At 73.3% G+C, this 11954-nt stretch carries 11 protein-coding genes; 2 read left to right on the top strand and 9 right to left on the bottom strand.

What is annotated here, in order from left to right:
* Window positions 1–30: 30 nt before the first annotated feature.
* The 7 genes from OG861_RS21080 to hrcA all read right to left on the bottom strand — a co-directional run bounded on the left by OG861_RS21080 (window position 31) and on the right by hrcA (window position 6802).
* Entirely contained in the window at window positions 31–1128 is a 1098-nt protein-coding gene (locus tag OG861_RS21080; protein WP_329195111.1) for a carbohydrate kinase family protein, read from the bottom strand.
* Between the two features lie 170 nt (window positions 1129–1298).
* Window positions 1299–2204, bottom strand: a complete 906-nt coding sequence (locus OG861_RS21075; protein WP_329195112.1) for a ribonuclease Z — start codon at window positions 2202–2204, stop codon at window positions 1299–1301.
* 3 nt (window positions 2205–2207) lie between these two features.
* Window positions 2208–2567, bottom strand: a complete 360-nt coding sequence (locus tag OG861_RS21070) for a histidine triad nucleotide-binding protein (RefSeq protein WP_329195114.1) — start codon at window positions 2565–2567, stop codon at window positions 2208–2210.
* A 97-nt stretch (window positions 2568–2664) separates the two neighbouring features.
* A complete protein-coding gene (locus tag OG861_RS21065; RefSeq protein WP_329195116.1) occupies window positions 2665–3411 on the bottom strand; it encodes a 16S rRNA (uracil(1498)-N(3))-methyltransferase in 747 nt (248 codons plus the stop codon).
* Window positions 3408–4499, bottom strand: coding sequence for a nitronate monooxygenase (locus tag OG861_RS21060; protein WP_329195118.1), 1092 nt, complete (start codon window positions 4497–4499; stop codon window positions 3408–3410). The genes OG861_RS21065 and OG861_RS21060 overlap by 4 nt, the downstream gene beginning before the upstream one ends.
* A 146-nt stretch (window positions 4500–4645) precedes the next feature.
* Entirely contained in the window at window positions 4646–5785 is a 1140-nt protein-coding gene (dnaJ, locus tag OG861_RS21055) for a molecular chaperone DnaJ (protein WP_329195120.1), read from the bottom strand.
* Window positions 5786–6802, bottom strand: coding sequence for a heat-inducible transcriptional repressor HrcA (gene hrcA / locus OG861_RS21050; RefSeq protein WP_190182427.1), 1017 nt, complete (start codon window positions 6800–6802; stop codon window positions 5786–5788).
* Window positions 6803–6966: 164 nt separating this feature from the next.
* Here hrcA and OG861_RS21045 point away from each other — a divergent pair, with 164 nt between their 5' ends.
* Together OG861_RS21045 and OG861_RS21040 are read left to right on the top strand one after the other, a co-directional pair.
* Window positions 6967–7692 (top strand): MBL fold metallo-hydrolase, encoded by a 726-nt coding sequence (locus OG861_RS21045; RefSeq protein ID WP_329195123.1) that lies wholly within the window; start codon window positions 6967–6969, stop codon window positions 7690–7692.
* Between the two features lie 28 nt (window positions 7693–7720).
* Window positions 7721–8530: a DUF3097 domain-containing protein gene (locus OG861_RS21040; RefSeq protein ID WP_329195124.1), complete on the top strand. Its 810-nt coding sequence runs from the start codon at window positions 7721–7723 to the stop codon at window positions 8528–8530.
* A gap of 247 nt (window positions 8531–8777) precedes the next feature.
* On the opposite strand, the gene hemW is transcribed toward OG861_RS21040, so the two are convergent.
* Window positions 8778–10010 (bottom strand): radical SAM family heme chaperone HemW, encoded by a 1233-nt coding sequence (hemW, locus tag OG861_RS21035; RefSeq protein ID WP_329195125.1) that lies wholly within the window; start codon window positions 10008–10010, stop codon window positions 8778–8780.
* Window positions 10011–10042: 32 nt separating this feature from the next.
* The gene (locus OG861_RS21030) at window positions 10043–11929 is read right to left on the bottom strand and encodes an AMP-dependent synthetase/ligase (protein ID WP_329195126.1); all 1887 of its coding nucleotides are present in this window, start codon (window positions 11927–11929) and stop codon (window positions 10043–10045) included.
* Between the last annotated feature and the right edge of the window lie 25 nt (window positions 11930–11954).

Here is an 11954-nt window from a genome sequence, read left to right as displayed (position 1 = left end):
CGGCGGTCCGCTCGCCGCCGGGCCCGCGGCTCAGGGGGTGGGCCGGAAGCCGATGGTGGGGACGGCGCGGCGGCGGGGGCCCGGCGGCGCGCCGGGGGGCACCAGGGCGTCCAGGAAGGCGTAGCGGCCCCGCAGGTCGGCCGGGGCCGCGCGCCACCAGTGGGAGACCTCCGGCCAGCCTGGGGCCGACAGGGAGCCGCCGAACTCCTGCACCGACAGGGCGGCCGTGAGCCCGGCGAAGGCCAGCCGGTCCGCCAGCGGCCAGCCCGCCAGGGTGCCCGTCACGAAGCCGGCCACGAACACGTCGCCGGCTCCGGTGGGGTCCAGGGCGTCCACCATGATCCCGGGGACCTCCGCCGTCTCCCCCGTGCGGCCGTCCACCGCGCAGGAGCCGTCCGCGCCCATGGTCACCACCGCCACCGGGACCTTGTCCGCCAGGGCCCGGGCCGCCGCGCGGGGGCACTCGGTCCGGGTGTAGCGCATGGCTTCGCCCGCGTTCGGCAGGAACGCCTCGCAGTGCTCCAGGTCGGCCAGGGCCCCGAGGTCCCAGCGGCCGCTCTCGTCCCACCCCACGTCGGCGAAGACCCGCGAACCCTGCCGGGCCGCCTGGGCGATCCACTCCTCGCCCCCGCCCGGGCCCAGCGAGGCCACGGCCGCCCGGGTGCGGGGCGGGCACTGCGGGAAGCGGCCGGGGCCCGTCGGGAGCGGGGCCTCGTGGCCGTGGGAGACCATCGTGCGCTCGCCCTCGTACGCCATGGAGACGGTGACGGGGCTGTGCCAGCCGGGGATCCTGCGGGACATCGACAGGTCGATGCCCTCGCCCTGCTCCAGCGCGTCCCAGCAGTACTCGCCGTAGTGGTCGTCGCCGAAGGCCGCGGCCAGCGAGGTGCGCAGGCCGAGCCGGGCCAGTGCGGCGGCCATGTTGGCTACCCCGCCGGGACTGGAGCCCATGCCGCGCGCCCAGGACTCCGTGCCGCGGACGGGAGCCGAGTCCAGGCCGGTGAAGATGATGTCGAGGAAGACGGTGCCCGTGAGGAAGACGTCGCAGCCCGGTTCCTGGGGATCGCGCACCGGCCCGAGCGGGTCCAGTCTCGCTTCGGGGCTGGTACGGCTTTCCCGAGTGGTCACGATGCGCTCCCCGTTCCGTGCGTGTGCGGCCGATGTGGACGGCTCGCGCCCGGGCCTGCGGCGGACAGTCGTCGTCGGTGCCCGAGCGCGGACGAACCAGAACCCAGTGTGACGCACATCACCACATGAGCGCTCGGATCCGGCCGGATCCGAAGGCCCCCGGCTCCCCGCTACGCGCGCTTGGGCAGTGCGACCCGTACGAGGTCCGCGGCGATCGTCAGCTCGCCCTCGAAGCCGGCCGCGCGCGCCTGCCGCTCGAACTCGGCGGGGTCGGAGTACCGCTGGGAGAAGTGCGTCAGCACCAGGTGCCGGACCCCCGCGTCCCTGGCCACCCGGGCCGCCTGTCCGGCGGTGAGGTGGCCGTGGTCGGTGGCCAGTGCCACGTCCTCGTCCAGGAACGTCGACTCGATCACCAGCATGTCGCAGCCCTCGGCGAGCGCGTCGACGCCCGCGCACAGCCGGGTGTCCATCACGAAGGCGAAACGCTGCCCCCGCCGGTGCTCGCTGACCTCGTCCAGGGTGACGCCGCCCAGGTTCCCCTCGCGCTGGAGCCGGCCCACGTCCGGCCCCTTGATCCCGTGCCGCGCCAGCAGCTCCGGCACCATCCGGCGCCCGTCGGGCTCCGTGATCCGGTAGCCGAAGGACTCCACGGGGTGCGAGAGCCGCCGGGCCTCCAGCGTGTACGGGGGCCCCTGCGCCAGCGTCCCGTCCGCGGCCACCGGCTCCTCGCGCAGCGCCACCGTCTCCCGGTAGGCGGTGGCGTAGCGGAGCCGGTCGAAGAACTTCTGCCCCGAGGCCGGGTAGTGCGCGGTGACGGGGTGCGGCACCTGGTCGAGGTTGATCCGCTGGATCACCCCGGCGAGGCCGAGGCTGTGGTCACCGTGGAAGTGGGTGACACAGATCCGGTTGATGTCGTGCGCGGCGACCCCGGCGCGCAGCATCTGGCGCTGGGTGCCCTCGCCCGGGTCGAAGAGGATGCCCTCGCCGTCCCAGCGCAGCAGGTAGCCGTTGTGGTTACGGGCCCGGGTGGGGACCTGGCTGGCGGTCCCCAGGACCACGAACTCGCGTACGGACACCGGTTATCCGGGGGGCCACTGGAGGCCGCGGCCGCCGAGGACGTGCGCGTGGGCGTGCCAGACGGTCTGGCCCGCCCCGGCGCCGGTGTTGAACACGATCCGGTAGCCGTGGTCGGCGATCTTCTCGTCGGCGGCGATCTGCCCGGCCTCGCGGAGCACGTCGGCGGCGATCGCCGGCTCGGCGGCGGCGAGCGACGCGGCGTCGGGGTAGTGCGCCTTGGGGATCACGAGCACGTGCGTGGGCGCCTGCGGGTTTATGTCCCGGAAGGCGACGGTCGTCTCCGACTCGCGGACGATCGTCGCCGGGATCTTCCCCTCCACGATCTTGCAGAACAGGCAGTCCGCCTGCGGTTCCCCGGCCATTGCTGCGCCTCTCGTGACGTTGATCGGTCGGGGCATCGTAACCGGCGGCGTGATCCCCCGGCTCGTGACCTGCTCGGCCACCTCGGGGCGGACGGCCTCAGGACCAGCGGCCCGTCCGTGCCAGCAGGACCGCCGTCGCGGCCGTTCCGGCGGTGGAGGTGCGCAGGACCGAGGCGCCCAGGCGGTACGGGTGGGCCCCGGCCGCCGCGAAGGCGGCCAGTTCCTCCGGGGAGACCCCGCCCTCCGGGCCGACCACCAGGACGATGGAGCCCGCGGTGGGCAGCTCGGCGGTGGCCAGCGCCTCCGAGGGGGTGTCGCGGTCCTCGTGCAGGACCACGGCCAGGTCGGCTTCGGCGAGCAGCGCCGCGACCTGCTTCGTGGACAGGGCCTCCGCGACCTCCGGGAACCGCACCCTGCGGGACTGCTTGCCCGCCTCCCGCGCGGTGGCCCGCCACTTGGCCAGGGACTTGGCGCCCCGCTCTCCGCGCCACTGGGTGATGCAGCGCGAGGCCTGCCAGGGGACGATGGCGTCCACACCGGTCTCGGTCATGGTCTCGACGGCGAGCTCGCCGCGGTCGCCCTTGGGCAGGGCCTGCACGACGGTGATCCGGACGGCCGGCTCCGGCTCCTCCTGGACGGACTCGAGGTCCATGACGACGAGGCGGTCCTTGCCCTCGGCGGCCTTGACGACGCCCTCCGCCCAGTGGCCGCGCCCGTCGGTGAGGACCACGTCCTCACCGGGGTTCAGCCTTTTCACGGAGACCGCGTGACGGCCTTCCGGGCCGTCCAGCACGAACTCCGGCCCCGCGGGGACCTCCTCGACCACGAACACCGGGGCCGTCATGACGCTCTCCTCATCTGCATGACCTTCAACGCACTCTGTGCCAGGGCGAGTTCCGCCACCAGCACCTCCACCAGTTCCCCCGCCGGCAGCGGCCGCGCCAGCCGGTGGCCCTGCCCCGCCCACAGCGCCATGCCCTGCGGATCCCCGGCGGCGGCCGCCGCCTTGCGCAGCCCCGAGGTCAGGTGGTGGACCTGCGGGTAGGCCGCCGGGGCGTACGGGCCGTGCTCGCGCATGAAGCGGTTGACCAGTCCCCGGGCGGGTCTGCCGGAGAAGGCCCGGGTGAGTTCCGTGTGCGGGAACAGCGGGTTGGTCAGCGCCCTCTTGTGCAGGGGGTCGGCGCCGGATTCCGGGCAGGGCAGGAAGGCCGTGCCGAGCTGGGCGGCCGCGGCGCCCGCCGCGAGCAGCGCCGCGATCTGCGCGCCGCGCATCACCCCGCCCGCCGCGATGATCGGCAGGGCCACCGCCTCCCGTACCGCCGCGACGAGCACGAGCAGGCCGACGCCCGCCGTGCCGTCGTTCTCCGGGTCGTCGCGGTGGGTGCCCTGGTGGCCGCCCGCCTCGACGCCCTGGACGCAGACCGCGTCGGCGCCCGCGGCCTCGGCGGTGCGGGCCTCCTCGACACCGGTCACGGTGACGACGGTGTACGTACCCGCCTCCCGCAGCCGGGCCAGGACGGCCGCGGGGGGGCAGCCGAAGGTGAAGGACACCACCGGGACGGGGTCTTCCAGCAGGATGGCGAGTTTGGCGTCGTAGCCGTCGTCGCAGGTGCCGACGATGTCGTCCGCCGCCAGGGACACCTCGTACCAGGTCGCCTCGCCGGCCAGCTGCCCCCGGTACGTCTCGACGGCCGCGGGGTCGACGTAGCCGGTCTGCGGCATGAGGAGGTTGACGCCGAAGGGGCGCCGGGTGAGCGCCCGCAGCCGCTTGATCTCCTGGTACATCCCGTCGGCGGTCTTGTAGCCGCCGGCCAGGAAACCGAGTCCGCCGGCCTCGCACACGGCGGCGGCGAGCGGCGGGCAGGCGACACCGCCCGCCATGGGGGCCTGCACGATCGGGTACGGGGAGAGACCGTTCGGCGCGGTGGACATGCCCTGCATCGTGCCACGTCCGGCGCACCCGGCCGAATCACCGCATTCGCCTGGCATAGTCCGCTTCCCGGCGCGGGTCCGGGAACGCCGCGAGCCCGGCCCGGGGCGTTCCCCGGGGCGGGCTCGCAGGAGGTGAGGCGGGCCGGTCAGCGGCCGTTGAACGCGTCCTTGAGGCGGCTGAACAGACCCTGCTGGCCCGGCGCGAACTGGCCCGTCGGCCGCTCCTCGCCGCGCAGCTTCGCCAGCTGGCGCAGCAGTTCCTCCTGCTGGGCGTCCAGCTTGCCCGGGGTGGTGACCTCGACGTGCACGATCAGGTCGCCCCGGCCGCCGCCGCGCAGGTGCGTGACGCCGCGCCCGTGCAGCGGGATCGCCTGGCCGGATCCGGTGCCGGGCCGGATGTCGATCTCCTCCAGCCCGTCCAACGTCTCCAGTGGGCACTTGGTGCCCAGGGCCGCGGCCGTCATGGGGATGGTGACCGTGCAGTGCAGGTCGTCCCCTCGCCGCTGGAAGGTCGGGTGCGCCAGCTCGTGGATCTCCACGTACAGGTCACCGGCGGGGCCGCCGCCGGGGCCGACCTCGCCCTCGCCCGCCAGCTGGATCCGGGTGCCGTTCTCGACGCCGGCCGGGATCTTGACGGTGAGGCTGCGGCGGGAGCGCACCCGGCCGTCGCCCGCGCACTCGGGGCACGGGGTCGGGACGACGGTGCCGAAGCCCTGGCACTGCGGACAGGGCCGCGAGGTCATGACCTGGCCCAGGAACGACCGGGTGACCTGCGAGACCTCGCCCCGGCCGCGGCACATGTCACACGTCTGCGCGGAGGTGCCGGGGGCGGCGCCCTCACCGGAGCAGGTGGTGCAGACGACGGCCGTGTCGACCTGGATGTCCTTGGTCGTCCCGAAGGCCGCCTCGTCCAGTTCCAGGTCGAGGCGGATCATGGCGTCCTGGCCGCGGCGCGTGCGCGAGCGCGGGCCGCGCTGCGAGGCCTGGCCGAAGAAGGCGTCCATGATGTCGGAGAAGTTGCCGAAGCCGCTCGCTCCGAAGCCGCCCGCGCCGCCGCCACCGCCCGAGGAGGACAGCGGGTCGCCGCCGAGGTCGTAGACCTGCTTCTTCTGCGGGTCCGAGAGGACCTCGTAGGCCGCGTTGATCTCCTTGAAGCGCTCCTGCGTCTTCGGGTCCGGATTCACATCCGGGTGGAGTTCACGCGCGAGGCGACGGAAGGCCTTCTTGATCTCGTCCTGCGATGCGTCGCGGCGCACGCCGAGAACGGCGTAGTAGTCCGTGGCCACTTACGACTCCGCCAGGATCTGTCCGACGTAACGTGCCACTGCGCGTACCGCTCCCATCGTTCCGGGGTAGTCCATGCGGGTCGGTCCGACCACGCCGAGTTTGGCGACTGCTTCGCCGCCCGAACCGTAACCGACCGAGACGACGGACGTGGAGTTCAGTCCCTCGTAGGCATTCTCATGCCCGATCTTCACGGCGACCCCCGACTCACTGGCCTCGCCCAGCAGCTTGAGGAGCACGACCTGCTCCTCCAGCGCTTCCAGCACCGGCCTGATCGTCAGGGGAAAGTCATGTCCGAACCGCGTGAGGTTGGCGGTACCGCCGATCATCAGCCGTTCCTCCGCCTCCTCCACCAGCGTCTCCCGCAGGGTGGCGAGGACGGCCTTGACCGTCGCCCGGTCCTCGGCCTCGAAAGACTCCGGGAGGTCCTGCACCAGCGGCGGTACGTCGGTGAAACGGCGGCCGACGACCCGGCTGTTCAGGCGCGCCCGCAGGTCGGCGAGCGAGGTCTCCGCGAACGGGGTTTGGCAGTCGACGAGCCGCTGCTCGACCCGCCCGGTGTCGGTGATCAGTACGAGCATCAGGCGCGCGGGCGCCAGGGAGAGCAGCTCCACGTGCCGGACGGTGGAGCGGGTCAGGCTCGGGTACTGGACGACGGCGACCTGCCGGGTGAGCTGCGCGAGCAGCCGCACGGTGCGCCCCACGACGTCGTCGAGGTCGACGGCGCCGTCGAGGAAGTTCTGGATGGCCCGGCGCTCGGGCGTCGACAGCGGCTTGACCCCCGCCAGCTTGTCGACGAAGAGCCGGTAGCCCTTGTCGGTGGGGATGCGGCCGGCGCTGGTGTGGGGCTGGGCGATGTAGCCCTCCTCCTCCAGCAAGGCCATGTCGTTGCGGACCGTCGCCGGGGAGACGCCGAGCCGGTGGCGCTCGGTGAGCGCCTTGGAGCCGACCGGCTCCTCCGTCCCCACGTAGTCCTGGACGATGGCGCGCAATACTTCGAGCCTGCGTTCGCTGAGCACTCGTGCACACCTCCAGTGCGGTGGGTCGTCGCTGCGGTCGTTTTCGGCCGGCCCGGGACGGGCCACTGGCACTCTGCGCATCCGAGTGCCAGACATCCCCCGGTCAGTGTACGGCCGGGTAGTACGCCGCGGGCAAGGGCGGCCCGCCAGGGTAGCGTCCCCGCATGGACGTGCGTTGGGAAGAGGCGGGCTGGGAACGGCTGACCGGGCGGTCCGGAAGACGCCGACTGCCGGTGTGGGACTGCACGGTGGGGCTGGTGGTGGGCGATGAGTCGGTGCTTCTGATCGACCCCGGATCCTGCGTCCGCGAAGGCCTGGGGCTGCGGGCGGAGGCGGAGCGGCTGACCGGCCGCCACGTGACCCATATCGCATTCACACACGGACATTTCGACCACGTGCTCGGCGGCTCCGCCTTCCCGGAGGCGGAGTTTTACGGTGCGGTCGGGCTGGACGCGCACCTCGCGCTGGACCGGGACGACCTGCGGGAGGACGCGGTCCGGCAGGGACTGGACCCGGCGGAGGCCGCCGAAGCGGCACGGGCGCTCCCGCTGCCCCGGCACCTGGTGTCGGGCGAGTGGACGCTGGAGCTGGGCGGGGTGCAGGTCCTGCTGGCGAACGTCGGGCCGGGGCACACGCGGCACGACCTGGCGGTCTTCGTGCCGGGCGAGCGGGAGGCCGTCTTCTGCGGGGACCTGGTGGAGGAGTCGGGCGAACCCCAGGCGGGCCCGGACGCGGTCCCGGCGCGGTGGCCGGCGGCGCTCGACCGGCTGCTCTCGCTCGGCGGGGACGACGCGCTGTACGTGCCCGGTCACGGAGCGGTGGTCGACGCGGGCTTCGTGCGTGCGCAACGCGCCACACTGGCGGGCCGGTTCGGCGTGTCGGGCGCGTGAGCGCGGGCTCTCTCGTACCGTCGGCCGGATGCGTGAGTACTCCCCCGATCTGACCCCGCAGTGGAAGCGCGCCAAGGCCGTGCCCGAGGTGCCGGCCGACCCGGGCCTCGTGGTGGAGGTGGCGGGCACCGACTTCTGCGGGGCGGTGGTGGGCTGCGAGGCGGGCACGGTGACCTTGGAGGACCGCTTCGGCAAGCGCCGCGCCTTCCCGCTGGAGCCGCGCGGGTTCCTCCTGGACGGCGCGGTGGTCACCCTGACCCGCCCGGTGCGTGCGGCGGTGGTGCCCACGCGGACGGCCTCGGGCTCGGTGGCCGTCCCCGGGGCGCGGGCGCGGGTGGCGCGGGCGGGGCGGATCTACGTCGAGGGCCGCCACGACGCGGAGCTGGTGGAGCGGGTGTGGGGCGACGACCTGCGGATCGAGGGGGTGGTCGTGGAGTACCTGGAGGGCATCGACGACCTCCCCGCCATCGTGGCGGACTTCGCCCCGGCGCCGGACGCCCGCCTGGGCGTGCTGGTCGACCACCTGGTGCCGGGTACGAAGGAGTCCCGCATCGCGGCGTCGGTGACGTCCCCGCACGTCCTGGTGGTGGGCCACCCGTACGTGGACGTCTGGCAGGCGGTGAAGCCTTCGGCCCTGGGCATCCCGGCCTGGCCGGTGATCCCCCCGGGCCAGGACTGGAAGACGGGCATCTGCCGCGCCCTCGGCTGGCCCCCGAACACGGGCGCGGCCTGGCAGCACATCCTGTCCCGCGTCACGTCCTACAAGGACCTCGACCCCACCCTCCTGCGCGCGGTGGAACACCTCATCGACCACGTCACGACCCCGGCCGACGCCTGATCCCCGGGCAATCCACCCCCGCCGGCGTTTGAGGCGCGGGAAACCCAGCCCCGCCGGCGCTTGAGGCGCGGGGCGAGGAAACCCAGCCCCGCCGGCGTTTGAGGCGCGGGGCCCGGGGCGGAGCCCCGGAAAGCCCGGCACAGCCGGGGCCGCGCAGCGCAACGGCGCCGCACCCGGCACACCCGCACCGGCACCGGCACCGGCACACCCGCACCCGCACCCGCCGCCCCGCGTCAGTCGACCCGCGTCAGTCGACCAGGTCCCGGATCACCGCGTCGGCCAGCAACCGCCCCCGCAGCGTCAACACGGCCCGCCCCGCCCCGTACGGCCCCGGCTCCAGCAGCCCGTCCGCCAGGGCCCGACCGGCCGCGGCCAGCCCGGCCGGAGCCAGCAGGGCCAACGGCACGCCGTCCACCAGCCGCAGCTCCAGCAGGATCCGCTCCACCCGCCGGTCCTCCTCCGACAGGACCTCCCGCCCGGCCCCGGGGGAACGGCCCTCGGCCAGCGCGGCGGCGTACGCCCCCGGGTGCTTCACGTTCCACCACCGCACCCCGCCCACGTGCGAGTGCGCCCCCGGCCCCGCGCCCCACCAGTCCGCGCCGCGCCAGTACAGCTCGTTGTGCAGGCACCGCCCGGCCTCCGAGGTGGCCCAGTTCGACACCTCGTACCAGTGGTACCCGGCCTCCGCCATCACCGCGTCCGCGATCAGGTACCGGTCGGCGTGCACGTCGTCGTCCGTCATCGGGACCTCGCCGCGCCGGATCCGCCGGGCCAGCTGCGTGCCCTCCTCCACGATCAGCGCGTACGCGCTGATGTGGTCCGGACCGGCCCCCAGCGCCGCCGAGAGCGACGCCCGCCAGTCCTCGTCCGTCTCGCCGGGCGTGCCGTAGATCAGGTCCAGGTTCACGTGCTCGAAGCCCGCCGCCCGTGCCTCGGCGACGCACGCCTCCGGCCGCCCGGGGGTGTGCGTACGGTCCAGCACCTTGAGGACGTGCTGCTTGGCGCTCTGCATGCCGAAGGAGATCCGGTTGAACCCGCCCGCCCGCAGCTGCGCGAGGTACGCGGGGTCCACGGACTCCGGGTTGGCCTCCGTCGTGATCTCCGCGTCCGGTGCCAGACCGAATTCGTCCCGGATCGCCGCGAGCATCCGTACGAGGTCGGCGGCCGGCAGCAGTGTCGGCGTGCCGCCGCCCACGAACACGGTCCGCACGGCCCTGGGGTCGTCCCCGAGCACCTTGCGGGCGAGGCGGACCTCGTCGATCAGGGTGTCGGCGTAGTTCTCGCGGGAGGCGAGCACGCCTCCGGTACCCCGCAGCTCGGTCGCCGTGTAGGTGTTGAAGTCGCAGTAGCCGCAGCGCGTGGCGCAGTACGGGACGTGCAGGTAGAACCCGAGCGGCCGGTCCCCGGCACCCGCCAGGGCGTGGGACGGCAGCGAGCCGTCTTCGGGCATGGGGTCACCGTCGGGCAGTGCGGAAGGCATGTGCCCATTGTCCCGCACTGCCCCAAGGTCGTTTACGCCTCGTTCGAGCCCGCGTACATCTCGTCGATGAGGTGCTTGAACTCGCGCTCGACGACCGGACGCTTGAGTTTCAGGCTCGGCGTGAGGTCACCGTGCTCGACGTCCAGGTCGCGCGGCAGCAGCCGGAACTGCTTGATCGTCTGCCAGCGCTGGAGGCCCTCGTTGAGGGTCTGTACGTACGTCTCGATCAGCCGGTTGGTCTCCGGCGCGGCCGCGACCTCGGCGTACGTCTTGCCCTCCAGGCCGTGCTCGGCCGCCCAGCCCAGGATCGCCGGGCCGTCGAGCGCGATCAGCGCCGAGCAGAAGTTCCGGTCCGCGCCGTGCACGACGATGCTGGAGACGTACGGGCAGATGGCCTTGAACTGGCCTTCGACCTCCGCCGGGGCCACGTACTTGCCGCCCGAGGTCTTGATCAGGTCCTTCTTGCGGTCGGTGATGCGCAGGTAGCCGTCGGGCGAGAGCTCGCCGATGTCGCCCGTGTGCAGCCAGCCGTCCGCTTCCAGCACCTCGGCGGTCTTGTCGGGCAGCCGGTGGTAGCCCTGCATGATGCCGGGGCTGCGCAGCAGGATCTCGCCGTCGTCGGCGATGCGGACCTCGGTGCCGGGGAGCGGCTTGCCGACCGTGCCGGTGCGGTAGGCCTCGCCGGGGTTGACGAAGGAGGCGGCGCTGGACTCGGTGAGCCCGTAACCCTCCAGGATGTGGATGCCGGCGCCGGCGAAGAAGTAGCCGATGTCGGGCGCGAGCGCGGCGGAACCGGAGACGGCGGCGCGCAGCTTGCCGCCGAAGGCCTCGCGGAGCTTGGAGTAGACGAGCGCGTCGGCGACCTTGTGCTTGGCGGCGAGGCCGAGGGGGACCTTCGTGCTTCCGGTGCGCCGGTGGTTGTCCTGGCTGGTCCTGGCGTATTCGCGGGCCACCTCGGCGGCCCACTTGAAGATCTTGTACTTGGCGCCGCCCGCGACCCGGGCCTTGCCCGCGGCACCGTTGTAGACCTTCTCGAAGATGCGCGGGACGGCCGCCATGTAGGTCGGCTGCACCACCGGCAGGTTCTCGATGATCTTGTCGATACGGCCGTCGACGGCGGTGACGTGCCCGACCTCGATCTGGCCGGAGGTGAGCACCTTGCCGAAGACGTGGGCCAGCGGCAGCCACAGGTACTGGACGTCGTCCGCGTTGATCATGCCGGTGGCCACGGTCGCCTTGGCCATGTACGACCAGTTGTCGTGGGGCAGGCGCACGCCCTTGGGGCGGCCGGTGGTGCCGGAGGTGTAGATCAGCGTGGCGAGCTGGTCCGCGCTGATGGACCCGATCCGCTCCTTGACCGCCTCGGGGTGCTTGGCGAGGTACTCCCTGCCGCGCGCCTCCAGGGCGTCGAGGGAGAGGACCCAGCCCTCGGGGTCGCCTTCCGCCTCCAGGGCGTCGTCGGCGTCCAGGACGACCACGTGGGCCAGGCGCGGCAGGTCGGCGCGGTGCGCGCGGGCCTTGGCCAGCTGCTTCGCGTCCTCGGCGATCAGGACCCGGCTCTCGGAGTCGGCGAGGATGAAGGCCGACTCCTCCGCGTTGGTGCTGGGGTAGATGGTGGTGGTCGCGGCGCCGGCGCACATCACGCCGAGGTCGGCGAGGATCCACTCGACCCGGGTGTTGGAGGCCAGCGCGACCCGGTCCTCGGAGCCGAGGCCGAGGTCGACGAGACCGGCGGCGATGGCGAACACCCGGTCGGCGGCCTGGCCCCAGCTGAGTGACTTCCAGTCGTCGGGCCCGCCGTTCGCCGAGGGGACCGGGTACCGGTAGGCCTCCCCGTCCGGCGTGGCGGCGACACGCTCAAGGAAGAGGGCCGCCACGGTGGGCGGGCGGTTCTCGATCAAGGTCTGTGTGTCGCTCACGACATCCTCCGGACCGGTCCACGCA

Source organism: Streptomyces sp. NBC_00539 (assembly GCF_036346105.1).
Classification (GTDB): Bacteria; Actinomycetota; Actinomycetes; order Streptomycetales; family Streptomycetaceae; genus Streptomyces.
This window is presented reverse-complemented; position numbering and strand designations above follow the sequence as displayed.